This is a genomic window from Staphylococcus sp. FSL W8-1270, from assembly GCF_038007165.1.
GTDB lineage: Bacteria > Bacillota > Bacilli > Staphylococcales > Staphylococcaceae > Staphylococcus > Staphylococcus hominis.
On sequence record NZ_JBBOWQ010000001.1, the window covers coordinates 269,750 to 287,003 of the forward strand.

At 29.5% G+C, this 17,254-nt stretch carries 20 protein-coding genes and 1 pseudogene; 18 read left to right on the plus strand and 3 right to left on the minus strand.

The window, feature by feature from the left end; translation table 11 throughout:
* Window positions 1–56 precede the first annotated feature (56 nt).
* Window positions 57–1,814, plus strand: coding sequence for a beta-lactam sensor/signal transducer BlaR1 (blaR1, locus tag NSU06_RS01240; RefSeq protein ID WP_001096367.1), 1,758 nt, complete (start codon window positions 57–59; stop codon window positions 1,812–1,814).
* Window positions 1,804–2,184 (plus strand): penicillinase repressor BlaI, encoded by a 381-nt coding sequence (blaI, locus tag NSU06_RS01245; RefSeq protein WP_001284658.1) that lies wholly within the window; start codon window positions 1,804–1,806, stop codon window positions 2,182–2,184. The genes blaR1 and blaI overlap by 11 nt, the downstream gene beginning before the upstream one ends.
* Window positions 2,185–2,271: 87 nt before the next feature.
* On the opposite strand, the pseudogene NSU06_RS01250 reads toward blaI, so the two are convergent.
* Window positions 2,272–2,379, minus strand: a pseudogene (locus tag NSU06_RS01250) (hypothetical protein); the annotation flags it as partial.
* Window positions 2,380–2,710: 331 nt separating this feature from the next.
* Between NSU06_RS01250 and isaB the strand changes: the two are divergent.
* From isaB to NSU06_RS01265, 3 genes are all read left to right on the plus strand, one after another.
* Window positions 2,711–3,235: an immunodominant staphylococcal antigen IsaB family protein gene (gene isaB / locus NSU06_RS01255; RefSeq protein ID WP_019834626.1), complete on the plus strand. Its 525-nt coding sequence runs from the start codon at window positions 2,711–2,713 to the stop codon at window positions 3,233–3,235.
* A gap of 252 nt (window positions 3,236–3,487) precedes the next feature.
* Complete coding sequence (arcA, locus tag NSU06_RS01260) at window positions 3,488–4,723, plus strand: arginine deiminase (protein WP_019834625.1); 1,236 nt, start codon at window positions 3,488–3,490, stop codon at window positions 4,721–4,723.
* 136 nt (window positions 4,724–4,859) lie between these two features.
* Window positions 4,860–5,621 carry an alpha/beta hydrolase gene (locus tag NSU06_RS01265; protein ID WP_340779132.1) on the plus strand — a complete coding sequence of 254 codons (762 nt, stop codon included), beginning with the start codon at window positions 4,860–4,862 and terminating at the stop codon, window positions 5,619–5,621.
* A 44-nt stretch (window positions 5,622–5,665) separates the two neighbouring features.
* On the opposite strand, the gene NSU06_RS01270 is transcribed toward NSU06_RS01265, so the two are convergent.
* Entirely contained in the window at window positions 5,666–6,031 is a 366-nt protein-coding gene (locus NSU06_RS01270; protein WP_077700702.1) for a DUF4870 domain-containing protein, read from the minus strand.
* Between the two features lie 155 nt (window positions 6,032–6,186).
* On the opposite strand from NSU06_RS01270, the gene NSU06_RS01275 reads away from it, so the two are divergent.
* From NSU06_RS01275 to NSU06_RS01315, 9 genes are all read left to right on the plus strand, one after another.
* The gene (locus tag NSU06_RS01275) at window positions 6,187–7,155 is read left to right on the plus strand and encodes a helix-turn-helix transcriptional regulator (protein ID WP_340779135.1); all 969 of its coding nucleotides are present in this window, start codon (window positions 6,187–6,189) and stop codon (window positions 7,153–7,155) included.
* Window positions 7,156–7,216: 61 nt separating this feature from the next.
* Window positions 7,217–7,369 (plus strand): hypothetical protein, encoded by a 153-nt coding sequence (locus tag NSU06_RS01280; protein ID WP_161800525.1) that lies wholly within the window; start codon window positions 7,217–7,219, stop codon window positions 7,367–7,369.
* Window positions 7,370–7,471: 102 nt separating this feature from the next.
* Window positions 7,472–7,831: a hypothetical protein gene (locus NSU06_RS01285; RefSeq protein ID WP_049382144.1), complete on the plus strand. Its 360-nt coding sequence runs from the start codon at window positions 7,472–7,474 to the stop codon at window positions 7,829–7,831.
* Window positions 7,824–8,546, plus strand: coding sequence for an ImmA/IrrE family metallo-endopeptidase (locus NSU06_RS01290; RefSeq protein ID WP_340779140.1), 723 nt, complete (start codon window positions 7,824–7,826; stop codon window positions 8,544–8,546). Before NSU06_RS01285 ends, NSU06_RS01290 begins: the two co-directional genes overlap by 8 nt.
* On the plus strand, window positions 8,536–9,135 hold the full coding sequence (locus NSU06_RS01295) for a hypothetical protein (protein ID WP_242228223.1): 600 nt from the start codon (window positions 8,536–8,538) through the stop codon (window positions 9,133–9,135). Before NSU06_RS01290 ends, NSU06_RS01295 begins: the two co-directional genes overlap by 11 nt.
* Before the next feature lie 28 nt (window positions 9,136–9,163).
* Window positions 9,164–9,406 carry a hypothetical protein gene (locus NSU06_RS01300; RefSeq protein ID WP_242554082.1) on the plus strand — a complete coding sequence of 81 codons (243 nt, stop codon included), beginning with the start codon at window positions 9,164–9,166 and terminating at the stop codon, window positions 9,404–9,406.
* Window positions 9,407–9,430: 24 nt separating this feature from the next.
* Complete coding sequence (locus NSU06_RS01305; protein WP_053092400.1) at window positions 9,431–10,306, plus strand: hypothetical protein; 876 nt, start codon at window positions 9,431–9,433, stop codon at window positions 10,304–10,306.
* A gap of 2 nt (window positions 10,307–10,308) precedes the next feature.
* Window positions 10,309–12,081, plus strand: coding sequence for a hypothetical protein (locus NSU06_RS01310; RefSeq protein ID WP_340779147.1), 1,773 nt, complete (start codon window positions 10,309–10,311; stop codon window positions 12,079–12,081).
* 208 nt (window positions 12,082–12,289) lie between these two features.
* On the plus strand, window positions 12,290–13,432 hold the full coding sequence (locus NSU06_RS01315; RefSeq protein WP_445684196.1) for a CapA family protein: 1,143 nt from the start codon (window positions 12,290–12,292) through the stop codon (window positions 13,430–13,432).
* Between the two features lie 78 nt (window positions 13,433–13,510).
* On the opposite strand, the gene NSU06_RS01320 is transcribed toward NSU06_RS01315, so the two are convergent.
* Window positions 13,511–15,151, minus strand: coding sequence for an alpha-keto acid decarboxylase family protein (locus NSU06_RS01320; protein WP_340779149.1), 1,641 nt, complete (start codon window positions 15,149–15,151; stop codon window positions 13,511–13,513).
* 147 nt (window positions 15,152–15,298) lie between these two features.
* Here NSU06_RS01320 and NSU06_RS01325 point away from each other — a divergent pair, with 147 nt between their 5' ends.
* From NSU06_RS01325 to NSU06_RS01340, 4 genes are all read left to right on the plus strand, one after another.
* The gene (locus tag NSU06_RS01325; RefSeq protein ID WP_017175474.1) at window positions 15,299–15,754 is read left to right on the plus strand and encodes a MarR family winged helix-turn-helix transcriptional regulator; all 456 of its coding nucleotides are present in this window, start codon (window positions 15,299–15,301) and stop codon (window positions 15,752–15,754) included.
* Window positions 15,755–16,368: 614 nt separating this feature from the next.
* Window positions 16,369–16,590, plus strand: coding sequence for a DUF1361 domain-containing protein (locus NSU06_RS01330; RefSeq protein ID WP_239682458.1), 222 nt, complete (start codon window positions 16,369–16,371; stop codon window positions 16,588–16,590).
* Window positions 16,587–16,865 (plus strand): hypothetical protein, encoded by a 279-nt coding sequence (locus NSU06_RS01335; RefSeq protein ID WP_017175471.1) that lies wholly within the window; start codon window positions 16,587–16,589, stop codon window positions 16,863–16,865. The genes NSU06_RS01330 and NSU06_RS01335 overlap by 4 nt, the downstream gene beginning before the upstream one ends.
* Window positions 16,866–17,024: 159 nt before the next feature.
* On the plus strand, window positions 17,025–17,126 hold the full coding sequence (locus tag NSU06_RS01340) for an SE2200 family small protein (RefSeq protein ID WP_017175470.1): 102 nt from the start codon (window positions 17,025–17,027) through the stop codon (window positions 17,124–17,126).
* The last annotated feature ends 128 nt before the right edge of the window (window positions 17,127–17,254 follow it).

Below are 17,254 nucleotides of genomic sequence, written 5' to 3' on the forward strand. Positions count from 1 at the left end.
CAATTGTAATATTCGCGTCAATAGTTTATTATAAATATTTGAAAGAAGGTGTTGAAATGGCTAAGTTATTAATAATGAGCATAGTAAGCTTTTGTTTTATATTTTTATTGTTATTATTTTTTAGGTACATATTAAAACGCTATTTTAATTATATGTTAAATTATAAAGTTTGGTATCTAACTCTTCTTGCAGGATTAATTCCTTTCATCCCTATTAAATTCTCTTTTTTTAAATTTAATAATTTGAATAATCAAGAGCCCACAGTTGAAAGTAATTCACACAATTTGAATCCTAACATAAATACCACTAAACCTGTTCATGAGTTTACAACAGACATCCATAAGTTTAATTGGGATTCAATAGATAATATCTGCACAGTTATTTGGATAGTTTTAGTTATTATTTTAAGTTTTAAATTTTTAAATTCTTTATTATATCTTAAGTATTTAAAGAAACAGTCACTTTATCTAAATGAAAAAGAAAAAGATAAAATAAACAAGATACTTTTCAATCATCAATATAAAAGAAATATTGTGATTCGAAAAGCAGAATCTATTCATTCTCCAATAACTTTTTGGTATGGAAAATATATTATTTTGATTCCCAGTTTATATTTTAAAAGTATAAATGACAAAAAACTAAAATATATAATATTGCACGAGTATGCTCATGCTAAAAACAGAGATACTTTGCATTTAATTATCTTTCATATTTTTTCTATTGCTATGAGTTATAATCCACTAATACAAATTGTAAAAAGAAAGATGATTCATGACAATGAAGTAGAAGCCGATAGATTTGTCCTTAATAATATTAACAAAAATGAATTTAAGTCTTATGCGGAAGCTATTATGGATTCCGTATTAAAAACCTCATTTTTCAACAAAAATATATTAAGCCATTCATTTAATGGTAAAAAATCATTACTCAAAAGAAGATTAATTAATATAAAAGAAGGCAATCTGAAGAAGCAGTCAAAATTAATTCTAATTTTTATTTGTATTTTTACTTTTTTTATCATGATAATTCAAAGCCAGTTTTTAATGGGGCAATCCTTAACTGATTATAATTATAAAAAGCCCTTACAAAGCGATTACCAAATTTTAGATGAAAGTAAAAATTTTGGTTCAAATAGTGGATCTTTCGTTATGTACAGCATGAAGAAAGACAAATACTATATTTATAATGAAAAAGAAAGTAGAAAAAGATATTCTCCTGATTCAACTTACAAAATTTATTTAGCACTGTTTGGACTTGACCGTCATATTATAAGTGATAAAAATTCACGTATGTCATGGAATCATAATCATTATCCTTTCGATTCTTGGAATAAGGATCAAGATTTAAATACGGCAATACAAAACTCAGTTAATTGGTACTTCGAACGTATTAGTAATCAATTATCAAAGAACTATACTTCTGATCAACTCAAGCAATTAAATTATGGTAATAAAAATTTGGGAAGTTATAAAGCCTATTGGTTGGAAGATAGTTTGAAAATATCTAATCTTGAACAAGTAATAGTTTTAAAAAATATGATGGAACAAAATAACCATTTTAGTAAAAATGAAAAGAAACAATTATCTTCTTCGTTATTGATTAGAAAAAATGAAAATTATGAATTGTATGGGAAAACAGGTACAGGTATAGTAAACGGGAAATATAATAATGGGTGGTTTGTAGGTTACGTAATTACAAATCATGATAAGTATTATTTTTCTACACATTTATCAGATGAAAAAGCCTCTGGTGAAAATGCTAAATTCATAAATGAAAAAATATTAAAAGAAATGGGTGTTTTAAATGGCCAATAAGCAAGTTGAAATATCTATGGCTGAATGGGATGTTATGAATATAATATGGAATAAAAAATCAGTATCAGCTAATGAAATTGTAGTTGAGATTCAAAAAAATAAAGAAGTTAGCGATAAGACGATTAGAACATTAATTACAAGACTATATAAAAAAGAGATTATAAAACGATATAAATATAATAATATTTATTTTTACTCATCAATTATTAAAGAAGATGATATTAAAATGAAAACTGCTAAAACCTTTCTTAATAAATTGTATGGAGGGGATATGAAAAGTTTAGTGCTTAATTTTGCGAAAAATGAAGAATTAAATAACAAAGAAATTGAAGAATTGCGAGACATTTTAAATGATATTAGTAAAAAATAAATAGATATAGGGTTCAAACATAATACATATATAAATTATGTTTGAACCCTATTAAATTAGATTTTTTATGAGATTAGTACATATAATAAACGGCGCCCACTTAATCATGCCACGTCCTTGTGGTATATTAGCGTCTAAATATTCTCTAGGAATGTTACGATAATCTGTTTCATGTTTGTATTGATCAGGAATCATTAAAACCACCTCGATAATATTATAGAACATACGTTCGATTTTAGGAAGTGGTTTCTCATAATATAAATAAATCTTATATTTAAAAATTAAAATAATGAATTTATATATCATAAGACCACAAGTTTAACAAAGGGGAAGTAAACTCGTGGTCTAATGTTATGACGTAGTATAACTTTTTATGAAGGAGTAAATAGAACTATTACTCCTATTTATAGTATAACACAATTTTATAAAAAAATATTTAAATAGATAACCAATTGCTATAATGATTGTATAGATATGAGTAATGAAGTATGATATGAGTAGTTTAAAGAGAAAGAGGAAGACGCATATGAAAAAGACAACAAAAGTATGTGTAGCTACAACAATAGCGTTTAGTACACTATTAGGTGCTAGCGTCACAGGTGCACTTGTTCAACAGCCGACTGCACACGCAGCAACGTCATCATATTACAACTATAATGGTTATGCGGGTCAAAATGCTTCATTCGTATTAGATAAAAATTTTAAAAATGCGATTAAAGCTGAAAATGTTAAATTTAATGGCATTAAAATTAAATCGACAACATCTAATAAATCGGTATTGAAATATGATCAATACTTCAGAAATGTATCTAAAGATGGTAAAACTGCCTCGTTATTAGATATGGAAGTCAAAGGTCAACTTTCATTAACACAACTAAAAAAAGTATATAGTAAAGAGCTACAAAAAATTGATAATGGTAACAACAACACAACAGGTATTTATTACTATCAACCTAAACAAAATGGTATGACAGTTTGGTTTGATGTTAATAAAGGTAAAGTAGACCGCGTCGTATTAGGCTATAGTACAGTACAAAAAGCAATGAATTAAATGGGTGATTGAAGTGAACGTATTCGCTTCAATCATTTTTTATACACATAGGCGAATAAATATTAAATGATTATATAAAGGTATTTCAAGTTAAAATTTTAAAATCGTCTTCTGATCGATAATTAAAAGGTTTTATTATTGGAAATTAACATTTAGTGCTACGATAGAATTATATACATGAAATGTATATTATGAACCACTGCTTCATGATAATTACAATAAATATACCATTTACTTGAAGGAGGAATACAAATGACAAAGGGGCCAATTCAAGTTAATAATGAAATCGGTACATTAAAAACAGTGCTATTAAAACGACCAGGTAAAGAGTTAGAAAATTTAGTACCTGATCATTTAAGTGGATTGTTGTTTGACGACATTCCATATTTAAAAGTGGCACAAGAAGAGCATGATCAATTTGCAGAAACACTTAGAAGTGAAGGGGTAGAAGTCGTTTATCTAGAACAACTTGCTGCTGAAGCGATTGAAAATGAAGATGTAAGACAGCAATTGATTGATGATATTTTATCAGAATCTCAAAAAACAATTTTAGGTCATGAGAAAGAAATTAAAACATATTTTTCAACATTATCAAATCAAGCATTAATTGAAACAATGATGTCTGGGATACGTAAAGAGGACATTCAACTTGAAACAACGCATCTAGTGGAATATTTAGATGATCGTTATCCATTCTATTTAGATCCGATGCCCAATTTATATTTTACACGGGATCCTCAAGCAAGTATTGGTAGAGGTATGTCGATCAATCGTATGTATTGGCGCGCAAGACGTCGTGAATCTATTTTTATGACGTATATTTTAAAATATCACCCTCGTTTTAAAGATGCAGATATACCGGTGTGGCTTGATCGTACTTCACCGTTTAACATTGAAGGCGGAGACGAGCTTGTGCTTTCTAAAGAAGTATTAGCTATCGGTATTTCAGAACGTACATCAGCTGAAGCCATTGAGCGGCTAGCAAGAAATATATTTAAAGACGAATACACTACATTTAAAAAAGTACTTGCGATTGAAATACCTAATAGTCGTACATTTATGCATCTAGATACTGTATTTACAATGATTGATTATGACAAATTTACAGTGCATGCAGCTATTTTTAAAGAAGAGAATCACATGAATATCTTTACAATTGAGCAAGATGAAATGAAAGATGATATTAAAATCACACACTCTAGACAGCTACGAGAAACGTTAGCCAATGCATTAGGTGTAGATAACGTAGAATTTATACCTACTGGTAATGGAGATGTCATAGACGGTGCTAGAGAACAGTGGAACGATGGGTCTAATACATTATGTATTCGTCCAGGCGTTGTGGTGACATACGATAGAAACTATGTCTCTAATCAATTATTACGTGATAAAGGTATTAAAGTGATTGAAATTAAAGGTAGTGAATTAGTACGTGGTCGTGGAGGTCCAAGATGTATGAGTCAACCTTTATTTAGAGAAGATATATAATGTTTTCACGTGAAACAAGTTATAATCAAAAACGTTAGTCATTTGGCTAGCGTCTTTTTATATTAAAAAACATTCCATTAGTCTACAAAAAGTGTAAAATAGATATCATACTTATAAATTGGAAGGACGAAACAATATGGCATTTATGACTATTAATTATAAATCACCTACGATTGGGATGAATCAATCGTTTACAGCCATCGTTCCAGAAGACGATAGCTTTTTTAAACAACATGAACCTGTAAAACCATTAAAAATGTTATTACTGCTCCATGGTCTATCAAGTGATGCGACATCGTATATGCGACTAACGAGTATTGAACGTTATGCAGAAGCACATCAGTTAGCAGTGATTATGCCGAATGCAGATCACAGTGGCTATGCGAATATGGCTTTTGGTCATAGCTACTATGACTATATATTAGAAATTTACAATTATGCACATCAAGTGTTACCAGTATCTAAAAAAAGAGAAAATAATTTTATTGCAGGTCATTCAATGGGTGGTTACGGAACAATAAAATTCGCTTTAACTCAAAGCCATTTATTTTCTAAAGCAGCGCCATTGTCAGCGGTATGTGATGTACAATCATTACTCCATATTGAGTGGAATGACTTTGATCCCAAAGCCATTGCCGGTGAAGCTTTAAAAGTTAAAGGTACAGAGTTAGATACCTATCACTTAGTGGATGAAGCGGTTGATAAAGACGCAACACTTCCAGAACTCTTTATTCAATGTGGCACAGAAGATTTCTTATATGATGATAATCAACGATTTATGAAATATTTAGATGAAAAAGGTATCAATTATAAATATGAAGAAGGACCTGGGGAACATGATTATGCTTTTTGGGACAAAGCAATTGAACGTACAATTGAATGGTTAGTAGAGAAATAAAAAATATCCCTTTGTGATGATACGTCACAAAGGGATGTTTCGTTTTATTTAATGATTTCAATCGTAAATGGAACAACAAAATCTTCGCCTTTATTCATTGCAAGAATAGCTAAAATAGTATAGACAAAACCAGCAATACCTACAACGAATAAAGTTAAGTAACCAATTAACACTACAGTTAAAACTAAACTTGCAATGCCATAAATTGTATAACTAATCGCATAATTTAAATAATTTTTTCCTTGTTGATTTAAATATTCAGATTCATCTTTCTTCATAATCCAGATGACAAGTGCTGCAATAAACCCAGTAACTAAAGACAGTAACCACATTAACATGCCCATCGTTTTTTCATTTTGCGATACATTTGTAAATGCATGAGGATGTTTAGATTGATTTTGTAAATTCATAATTTTTTGTCCCAACTTTCTTAGAAATTTAAAATACTTAAGCATAGTATATCGAGACATTACGACAATTTTTGTCGCATCATTTAATTGCAACTTACATTTTTAATTAAAATATTGTTTAATGAAAGAAACGACTATGTAAAAGAGGGGTATCAATGACTAAATCAACAGATGTACTTGACCTATATTTAAAGTTCATGGCAGGTCAACGTCTAACGAAACTAGAAATCAAGGATATACTTGAAAATAAATCAGAACGCACCGTTCAACGCTATATTGCTGATCTTAATACATTTTTTAAAGATAAAAATAAAAAAATTGTTATGAATCAAGTAGACAAAAAATATGAATTGATACGGGATGATAATGTATCCTTTGATAAAGAGCAGCTTCTTGCCATCTTAAAAATTCTTATTGCTTCTCGTGGTTTATCTAAAAAAGAAATTCAGTATGTTATTACTAGACTCAAACAACAGGTTTCTGATGAAAATTATAAAATTATTGAAAAGGCGATTAAGTCTGAAATGATAAATTATGTGCCTATGAATCATGGAGAACCATTGTTTCACAAGTTATGGAAATTAAATGAATTGATTCAACAAGAGAAAATCATTGAATTTGAATATTTTAATGCGATGAATCGCGGTAGAATACATAAAATTAAACCTATGTATATTACTTATTCAGAACTCTATTTTTACCTTGTAGGTATCAATAAGAAAGAGCAAGTTATTATTTTTAGAGTAGATCGAATACAAGAGTTTAAAGTTACGGATGACAAATTTAAGGTTACGGATGATAAATTTAAGGTGCCGCATTCTCCATATATAAGAGAAGGAGAGTTGAAAAAACGGATTTATTTTATGTATGGCGGTGAATGGAAGAAAGTTGTATTCGAATTTAATGGAGGCATTATTGAATCGGTATTAGATCGTTTTCCGACTGCAAAGTTGATTAAAAAAGATTATATTAATAATCGTTTTACTGTAGAAATAGAAGTGATAGGAGATGGGATATTAATGTGGTTCTTATCTCAGGGAGCACGTGTTAAAGTATTGTCTCCTACAGATTTAAAACAAAAACATATCAATGAAGTTGAGAAGATAATAGAGAATTATAGGTAGACAAAAATTGACCATCTCTAAGTGTACAATAAGATAAAACATACAAAGAGGTGGCTACATTATGATTAAATTAGATCGAGTAGCAAGAAGAAAAGCGGTGAAATCATTATTGAAACCGAATATATTTAGAACGCTAGAAGAACAAGTAAATATTTATTTGTATCAAAATGAAAGATACATTGAAAATAAAAAACGAAAATATTTAAAAAAGTGAATAAATAACTGTATAAATAACTATATTTTTAAATTAAAAGGTATAGCAAAATATTTATAAAAATTTTATAATAAAAATGTATCAATCATGTGAAAGAAGGAAATGAATTTGATACCAAAATATACGCAAATAGAAATCAGTAAACGTATTCAATCTACAATTGATGCGAGCCATTTAAATATAGATGAATATGCTAAACAATATTGTTATGACATCACAAGACTCCAACGACTTTTACAGCCGACACTAATTTGGATTGCAAAAGATTATCAACTCGCAGCTAAGATACTTCACACTACTCCTAAGCAACTCTTAGCATCATTACCTCAAGAGGAATTAGATAGCATTTCATTTCGCGCCTTAGAGAATACGGAAGAAATCAACAATAAAGTACAACAACTAGATCAAATTTTTCAACTACTTACATATCAACTGAAGATTGGAAGTGATACTCATGACTGAGGTATATAAAGAAACGATTGAACGTATTCTTCCAATTGCAAAGCAATTTATCTCAAACTATAACATTCAATATCCGATTAAAGATAGCGTAGAATTATTGTCTAACATGGGTTATTACATTGTTAAAGCACAAGCGCCAAATAATTTATCAGGTTTTTATATGAAGAAAGATAAATATCCATTTATCTTTGTGAATACAAGTCATAGTAAAGGACGTCAGAATTTTTCCTTGTGGCATGAAGTCTATCATCATTATATGGGGCATCAAAATGGAATTAGCGAGTTTGATCCCGAGTCATTAGTAGAACGTGAAGCAGAAATATTTGCAGGTATTGTGCTTCTACCTAATTCAGAAATTGAAAAATGGATGGATAAAGAAAAAGACATTATGAGACCTGAAGTACTTGCACGAATGAGTGTCTACTATCAGATGAGTTTTAATGCAGTGATGATTCGTGCTATGCAATTGAATCCGATACCTTACGAAAAATATCAACAACTCAAAGCATTATCTCGAAAGGACCATTCTGAACAGTTATATGCAATTTACACAGAAAATAACTTAGAAACTGACATTTTAGAGCCGACAAATGATATACAAATTTCACAAAATATTATGATAATTCTAGAAAAGAATTATAATGATGGGTTAACAACTGGCGCTAAAATTAATGAAATGATTCAGAGAATTGAGGTGCTTAATAATGAAACATAACGTTATTACACCACCAATTGTAGATACAGATATATGGGTGTATCTAATCTTATCAGGGTACTATAAACGGATTATTGAGTATTATGGATATTTGCAATTTTCAGATGTAGTAGAAAGAGAAATTATGAATTGGCAGAAAAACAAACAAGAATTTTCAGAGATTGCAAACAAGTTCTCGGAGTTAAAAGCAAAAGGAAATGTGAAAATCATTCAATTTGATAGCTTTGATAGCTTAGACCAAGCGAGTATTAATCATACGTTGAGTGAATTTGGACTAAAAGAAGTTGGTATTTTAGAAAAAAACAAAGGCGAATTTACAAGTTTACTTTACGCCTTACACAAAGATATACATAGATTTAAAACAAATGATCGCAAGTTTAAGGTTGAAGTAGAAGATTTCATTGACGAAGACTTTACCTTTGTTAATTGGACAAACATTCTAGATAACTATAGTAAAAGCTTTAATGAAAAAATCCAATCAAAAAAATTAGTTGATAGCAAACAACTAAAAATGAAACACCAAAACGAAACATACAAAAAAGAAAAACAAGACCCACGATGGGATAAATTAAAAGAATTAATGGGGTAAAGTAAAAAGTTATGGAGAGAGGAAGAATATGAGAGTATTTATATTTTTATTTATAATTGCTTTAGGGATAATTGTATTTAAAAAATTCAAAAATTCAAAAAAATACAATTTATATTTAGCAATAATAATAGCAATTATGATGATTATTTTCTTTTTTATAATAGTAGCTATTTTTAAATATTTAGTAATTTTCTTACTAATTGGAGTTGGGATTTATCTATATAAAAGATTTTATAGAAAGCAAAAAGACGATATCAGATTTGATGAGTAAATAAATTAAAAAGGAAGAAAAATTATGTTAAATAAAAAAAACAGAGTTGAAGCAGTTAAAAGTTTAGAAAAAGCCTTAGAAAAATTTGAAGAAGAAAAAGCTAATATGGTAACTCAATCAGAGAAATTATATGCTGAAAGATTAATTTTAAAAGATAATATAAAAAAAGTTTGGCAGTTTTTGAATAATATGCGAAATAAACCTGAAGAAATAAAGGTGGAAGTTGAAAAATTAAAGATTGAATTTAAAAAATTTGAAGGCTTTGTTCAAGAAATTAATGAAGAAGTAGAAGCTTCAAGGAAAAAGACAGTTGGAGGAGCTGGAAGTGGTATAGCGGCTGGTGTAGGTGTAGCAGCTTTTGGACCTTCAGCAGCTATGGCTATTGCTACAACTTTTGGTACAGCGTCTACTGGTACAGCAATTTCTACTTTAAGTGGTGCTGCTGCAACTAATGCTGCTCTAGCATGGCTAGGTGGAGGCGCTTTAGCAGCTGGTGGAGGGGGAACTGCTGCAGGATCAGCATTGTTAGCTCTATCGGGTCCAATAGGATGGACAATTGGAGGAGTTAGTATAGCTACAGCTGGCTTGCTTAGAAATTCAAAAAATAAAAAAGTAGCTAACGAAGCAAGAACAAAAGAAGTAGAAGTTCAAGCTCAAATTAAAATGTTAAAAGGTACAAGTGAAGAAATTATTGAAACTACAGATTTAACAGAAACTACGAATATGTTAATCGACCCATTCTATGATGATGTATTAAATAGAACTAATAAATATAAAGCCGATTATAAACTGATTAAAGAAGCGGGCGATACAGATTTAATTAAAGACTTAGGTAGTTTAATAAATCAAGCAAAAGGTGCTACTGAATTATTAAATAGAGCCATAGGTAAGGCGGAATAATTATGGAAGAAGCGATTAGTTTTGAAAAATTTTTAGACCTAAACTATTTAACAGAAGACAGTCTATTTAAAATTAAAAATGTTAATGAATCTACAAATAAACTACTAGAAGAATATAAAGAAATAGCCATTAATCAAGTCATTCAAAATTTTGGATTAGATAAAATATTAAATATTTACAAAGATGGCGGTAATGTAACTACTGTACATAATGCCGAAAAAGGTATATATACCAATAAAAAAGTAAAAGAAAAATTTGATGATTTAAAACAATACAATCGTAGTGATTATTCCAATAATATATATAGCTACGATGAAAAAGGAAATAAAATTTTAGAAGTTATGGGTTTAAATAGTTTAAGAAATCAAACAAATTTGAAAATTAAAGAAAAACATAACCCAATAGCAAATACTATAAAAATAAAAAATGAAAATAGAACTAATAGTCAAAAAAGCCATTCTAGGTATAAGACAAGTGAAAATTATAAAGAACAAATATCTAATTTTTTAAATGATTCTTTTAATGAAGATGGTAAGTTATTTGATAGATATAATTCCGCTAATAGTTATGAAAATGCCAAAGAATTACACATAGATCACATCGTCTCAGCTAAATCAATACATTATAGAACAGATTTGACATTGTTTATGTCTAAAGAAGAAAAACAATTATTAGCATTAAACCCTAATAACTTAGCCTTTACTAAAGGACCTGCTAACCAATCCAAAGGTGAGCATGACTTATTAGTTTGGGCAAATAGTAAAAGTAAAAAAAATCCTAATAAAACTAATGCTGAATATTTCAATTTAGATATTAACGATATGAATAAACTACATCAAACGGCTGTAAAAACAATTAATGAGAAAGCAAAGATTGCCAGAAGAAAGTATTATACTAAAGAAACTTTTAAAGGGAGTACTAAACAAGGTATTCAAGTGGGCATGAAAGAAATGCTAGGAATGCTACTTTATGATTTGCAAAATGAATTTTTTAAAGAGATGAAGTATTACTTTAATAATTTTAAAAATTTTCATAAAAATAAAGTTAAATGGCAAGAATTAACATTATGCTTCAGTAGAATAAAAGATAAAGTATTTAATAGAGCAAAATCTTATTTTGTAGGATTTAGTACAGGATTTATTAGTGGTTTTCTAGGCAATATATTAACAGTTATTATAAATACATTCAAAACAACTTATAAACGATTAGCGAAATTAATCGGTGAGACATTTAATGGGGTAGTTAAATCAGTTAAGTTATTACTAACGGCTGAAAATGATGAAACAAAGTATAAAGAAGCAGTCAAAGTTTTTACTGCTACTGTAATTGGAGCTTTAGGTGGAATTATGACAGAAAGTTTAATTACCTACTTAAGAACTACACCTTTTTCAATTTTTGCAGAGTTAATTGGTGCAACTGTAGGTGGTATTTTAACAGGAATGACTGTTGCAACAACTATGTATATGATTGATGACTTCAAAGGATTTATAGATTCTTTGAAAGGTATATTTAAGAAAGATGAATATTCTCAAGAAGAATTGAAAGCTAAATTTGAAGAATTGTTGAATAAAATAGATGAAGAATATACTATTATTCTGAAAAGAATCAGAAGAGAATATTTGAAGTTAAATGAGATAACATTAAAGGCATTTGACATGAAAATAAGCGCCAATGAAAGATTGACCAATACAGCCATTTATGCTTCTACGATGAATGTCAAAGAAAATGAAATAGTTGAAGATTTGGAAGATATCGATGATTTCTTTTTTAATTAATGTATAGAAATGAACTTCTTTACTTATATAATCTAAGTATGATTTTACGTTTTTAATGTAATTAATTAGTTGGTTTGGAAATAGTACTTAAACAACTCATCTAACAAGTTGGCACTTTTTGTAAAGATATAACATAAAAATTATTTATTAAAAAGTATTTTATAAACGCAAAAAATATCACTTCAACCCAAAGAGGAGCGTAAGTTTAGTGTACAAATATTACATAACTTCGGTTGTTATTTTTCTAGTATTTTCACTGATATGCGGTATGGCTCTTGTTGAAAATAATAGTGAAAAAATATCGGTAGTAGCAGTGGGAGATAATTTAATTCATCCTGTCGTATATCATGATGCACAATATTCTGATGGCACATTTAATTTTAAACCAATGTATTCTAATATAAAGAAGGACATAGCTAAGCCTGACTTAGCTTTTGTCAATCAGGAGTCTCCACTTGGTGGGGATGATATTCCATTTTCAGGATTTAAACGGTTCAACACACCTAGTCAGGTAGCAAGTGACATTGTTGCAACAGGGTTCGATGTGATTAATGGCGCAAATAATCACTCCTTAGATCAAGGAGATCAAGGGATCACAAATCATATACAGACTTGGGAAAAATTTGATCATAACGTATTGTTTACAGGAATATACAATTCGAAAAAAGAGGCGAATCGTGTACATACCATTTCTAAAAATGGCGTGAAAATCAGTGTATTAAGTTATACATACGGAACAAATGATATGGTCTCAAACTATCCATATACAGTAAAAACGTTTGATGAAGCTACTATTAAACATGATATACGAAAAGCAAAACAACAAAGCGACGTCGTCATGGTGTCGGCACATTGGGGAAATGAAAATCACCATACACCAAATAAAACACAGAAGAAGTACGCTCAATTATTTGCAAATGAGGGTGTAGATGTCGTCATTGGCACGCATCCACATGTGATTCAACCAGTAAAGTGGGTTAAAGCAAAAGATCATCACCATAAAACCTTGGTAGCTTATTCTTTAGGTAATTTTTTAAATGGACAATATGGTGGAGATGAAAATAATCAATTGTTAGGAAGGATAAACTTCGATGTAGTAAAAGAACCTAAAGGTGTACATTTAGAAAATGTTAAATGGACAAGCATGGTCAATCATTACGAACAAGCACGTCCTACCAATAAACAAACACGACAACATTTTAAAATTTATAACCTTGATGATTACACATCACAATTAGCAGAGAAACATGGATTACAGTATGATTCAAAAAGTGAATGGAATATCAAACATTTACAGGATATTACAAAAGATGTTATCGATAATAAATTTTTAAATGAAAAAAGTTTATAAAAAAGAGCGACTAAATATGTATTAATGACATATATAGTCGCTCTTAATTGATTTATTTAAATGTTCTCCCAATATCCATTATTTGTTTTGATTAGCAAATGATTTAGAGATATCACGTAGTGTTTGAGGTGCGTCATCCCATTTCATTGTGACTTCAGTGAAGTGCATGTGATTTGGATGGGTATTAATATCATCAAACGTTTCTTTTAAATCTTTTGAAGATTTAACGTCATGTACTTGTACAGTATCTCCACCAAATACTTTGGGTAATGCTTTGTAATCCCACATGTTGATATCGTTATATGGCTCTTCCATACCATGAATGAGACGTTCAACAGTATAACCATCATTATTAATTAAGAAAATCACAGGTTTAATATCTTGGCGAATCATTGTTGATAATTCTTGAACAGTCAATTGGAATGACCCATCACCAATTAATAAGATATTACGACGGTGTGGATTAGCTATTTGAGAACCTAATGTAGCTGGTAATGTGTAACCAATTGAACCCCATAAAGGTTGACCGATAAATGACATGTTTTTAGGTAAAGCTAAACTGTAAGCTCCAAAGAAGGATGATCCCTGTTCTGCGATTAATACATCATTGCCACTAATAAAGTCCTGCATCATTTTAAAGTAAATATCTTGAGTTAACGTATCATCAGTTAATTCATAGTCACCTGATTTTGGTTGTTGATAAGAGGGGAATGAATGCTTATTTGTATAATCTATCGTACTTAATGCTTCTAAGAATTCAGGCAATGCAATTTCTGTATCAATCGTATCGTTTAATTTGAATAGACGATGATTCATCATGACCACGTCGTTAATATCAAATTGATATGAAAAGCCTGCAGTGGCTGAGTCAGTTAATTTGGCACCAATATTTAAAATAGCATCGCTATGATTGACATAGTCTTTAATGTCATCTTTAGCAATTTCTCCATCATAAATACCCATATAGTGTGGGTTTTCTTCATTGAATGCCCCTTTACCTAACGATAATTGAACAACTGGAATATTCGTTTTATTGACAAATTGTTCTAATTCATCATGTAGATGAAAACTATTGATTTCATGACCTGCAATAATTAATGGTTGTTGAGCTGAACGTAATTTATCAGCCACCATATCTACATATTGAGATACATCTTGTTGAGGTGTTTTTTCAACTTTGAATGGTTGTTCAACTTCAATATCTGACACTGCTACATCGATTGGTAAGTGAATGTGTACAGGTCGACGTTCTTGAATTGCAGCATTGATTACTCTAGGAATTTCAGTTGTTGCATTTTCAGTTGTAATATAGGCTTGTGCAGTAGTAATAGGTTCAAACATGTGTCGATAACTATCAAAGTGTCCTTCACCTAAAGAGTGATGCACATATTTGCCTGCCTTTTCAACAGCTCTTGTTGGTGCGCCTGTGATAGCAATGACCGGAACACGTTCTGCATAAGCGCCTGCAATACCATTAACAGCACTTAATTCGCCAACGCCAAATGTTGTTACGAGTACGCCTAGTCCATTCATTCGTGCGTAACCATCAGCTGTATAAGCACCATTTAGTTCATTCGTTGTTCCAACCCATTCAACGCCTTCATGACTGACGATGTCATCTAAAAATGCTAGGTTAAAATCTCCTGGAACGCCAAATATTTTATTAACTCTTGCTTCATGTACTGCGTCCATTAAATATTGTCCTACGCGTCGTTTCATATTCAATTCCACCTTTGTATTGCTTTTGTTTACATATATAGAATAAGACTGGTTGTAAATAAAGTCAACCTTATTGACCTTTTAATGAAAGTAATTAGAAAATTTACTATAATAATTAATAATGATTTTGAAAAGGAACGAGTGAATATGGATCGAAATAAAAATGATTATGAGCACATGCTATTTTATTTCGCTTATAAAACGTTTGTGACGACTGCAGATGAAATTATCGAAAAATATGGTATGAGTCGACAACATCATCGCTTTTTATTTTTTATCAATAAATTGCCTGGTATTACGATTAAGCAGTTACTAAACACGTTAGAAATATCAAAGCAAGGGTCTCACGCAACATTGAAAAAGTTAAAAGAAGAAGCATTAATTATTGAACAACAATCTGAAGAAGATCGAAGAGTAAAGCAATTATTTCCTACGCCTAAAGGAAGTAAACTAGTAGAAAAATTAAACAAAGCACAAGATGAATTAATGCAACAAACGTTCCAAAAAGTTGGAAAAGATTGGTATGCGATTATGGAAGAATTATCGAATTATCGAGAAGGGTTTCAAGATATTAAACATTTAAAAGATGAAAAAGAATCTTAAAAAAGAAGCTGAACTGATGTACATCGACAGTTCAGCTGTTTCTATACAATTTTAAGGAGAAAATATATTGTCTATGATCAATAAAAATGAAAAGTTAATTTAACTTATTTCAAAAGAATTAAATATACTTGCATTTAATGTACACCGTACGATAGAATGTTTGATTGTAATAAAACCAAATAATATGGTAGATTACATTATAAAATGTTAAGGGGTTCAATTAAAAGTAACACTAGACTGTCAATAAATATTTTTCACGCATAACGGTTATTTGTTAAAAGTACATAAAAAATGAAAACAATTGAGCGCTAGCCATGTCTTCCTTTACAACAGTTATAAAGAATGCAATTCGAAAGTATATGATTTAATATAAAAGAGGTTAGAGTAAAGTAGAATGTTAAGATATCACGTGTTAGTATTCTCTTTTCCTAACCTTATTTTATTTATAGAAAGAAATAGTGTAGAATGTGGCAACATATTATATTGCAAGGATATATTTTATATCGTTACTGATTTAATTGAAGGGGCAGTATTTACATATTTACTTGCAGATGTTTTCTTTGCAATATATTGTATAATCTTTATATTTATAACTTTAGAACATTTTATTTTTAATGTATGACCGAGTACCAGTTTTAAAGTTTCTAAATGGAATAGGAATATTTGTAGAACGTGTTTTGAGATTTCATACGATTTATTTATTTACACACTCGTTAACCATTACGTATCACGTTTTTGATGCCATCGATTTAAAAAGTGTTATTTTTATTATGCTTGTGGTATTATTACAAACCATTGTGATATTATTTGTGAAAGGAGTACGATTAATAAAATGATTCACATACTCCTCCTCTTAGTCATTGTCATTATATTGCAAGTGCTGATGAGACATTTTCTTAATAAAATAGAGTTAGAGTCAAAGTATAAAAACATCATTACTTATATTCCATTTGGTTTAGGATTATTTTTTACTCAAAATGTATATTATGAACGTCAGTATCCACATTGGGAAATACCACTTAAAGAAAAGTTGAATTTAAAATATATTTATCTTCTTACTTTCTTAGAGTTTGTTGCGATATATATTTGTTTATTTGTGATGAAAAACTAAATATTATTGTCAATACATTCTCTAAAATGACATAAATATAATGCAATTCGTTCGATTGACTTTAAAAATAATACCAAATGAGTGTATAATATATTTAGTCTAGACTTGTTTTTCATGAAACAAATCTAATGTACGCTAAATTTAAAAGGAGTGACAATAATGAAAAAACTTTTAGTTACAACTATTATTGGTTTTGTAGGCTATATTGCTTTCAAAAAATATCAAAACAAAGTAAACGAAATGCCAAATATCGAATATTAATCATATTAACCGAGATATTTCTAATATTGAAATATCTTGGTTTTTTGTCTTAATATGTTGATGTACGAAAGAATTAATTATAATTAAATTGAATCATTTATAGTTAAAAATATTATTAAGTAAAAAAA

Bases quoted from the DNA above. Each gene is read 5' to 3' on its own strand.
- blaR1 (WP_001096367.1), top strand. From the start codon at position 57: ATGGCTAAGTTATTAATAATGAGCATAGTAAGCTTTTGTTTTATATTT.
- blaI (WP_001284658.1), top strand. From the start codon at position 1,804: ATGGCCAATAAGCAAGTTGAAATATCTATGGCTGAATGGGATGTTATG.
- isaB (WP_019834626.1), top strand. From the start codon at position 2,711: ATGAAAAAGACAACAAAAGTATGTGTAGCTACAACAATAGCGTTTAGT.
- arcA (WP_019834625.1), top strand. From the start codon at position 3,488: ATGACAAAGGGGCCAATTCAAGTTAATAATGAAATCGGTACATTAAAA.
- NSU06_RS01265 (WP_340779132.1), top strand. From the start codon at position 4,860: ATGGCATTTATGACTATTAATTATAAATCACCTACGATTGGGATGAAT.
- NSU06_RS01270 (WP_077700702.1), bottom strand. From the start codon at position 6,031: ATGAATTTACAAAATCAATCTAAACATCCTCATGCATTTACAAATGTA.
- NSU06_RS01275 (WP_340779135.1), top strand. From the start codon at position 6,187: ATGACTAAATCAACAGATGTACTTGACCTATATTTAAAGTTCATGGCA.
- NSU06_RS01280 (WP_161800525.1), top strand. From the start codon at position 7,217: ATGATTAAATTAGATCGAGTAGCAAGAAGAAAAGCGGTGAAATCATTA.
- NSU06_RS01285 (WP_049382144.1), top strand. From the start codon at position 7,472: ATGAATTTGATACCAAAATATACGCAAATAGAAATCAGTAAACGTATT.
- NSU06_RS01290 (WP_340779140.1), top strand. From the start codon at position 7,824: ATGACTGAGGTATATAAAGAAACGATTGAACGTATTCTTCCAATTGCA.
- NSU06_RS01295 (WP_242228223.1), top strand. From the start codon at position 8,536: ATGAAACATAACGTTATTACACCACCAATTGTAGATACAGATATATGG.
- NSU06_RS01300 (WP_242554082.1), top strand. From the start codon at position 9,164: ATGAGAGTATTTATATTTTTATTTATAATTGCTTTAGGGATAATTGTA.
- NSU06_RS01305 (WP_053092400.1), top strand. From the start codon at position 9,431: ATGTTAAATAAAAAAAACAGAGTTGAAGCAGTTAAAAGTTTAGAAAAA.
- NSU06_RS01310 (WP_340779147.1), top strand. From the start codon at position 10,309: ATGGAAGAAGCGATTAGTTTTGAAAAATTTTTAGACCTAAACTATTTA.
- NSU06_RS01320 (WP_340779149.1), bottom strand. From the start codon at position 15,151: ATGAAACGACGCGTAGGACAATATTTAATGGACGCAGTACATGAAGCA.
- NSU06_RS01325 (WP_017175474.1), top strand. From the start codon at position 15,299: ATGGATCGAAATAAAAATGATTATGAGCACATGCTATTTTATTTCGCT.
- NSU06_RS01330 (WP_239682458.1), top strand. From the start codon at position 16,369: ATGTATGACCGAGTACCAGTTTTAAAGTTTCTAAATGGAATAGGAATA.
- NSU06_RS01335 (WP_017175471.1), top strand. From the start codon at position 16,587: ATGATTCACATACTCCTCCTCTTAGTCATTGTCATTATATTGCAAGTG.
- NSU06_RS01340 (WP_017175470.1), top strand. From the start codon at position 17,025: ATGAAAAAACTTTTAGTTACAACTATTATTGGTTTTGTAGGCTATATT.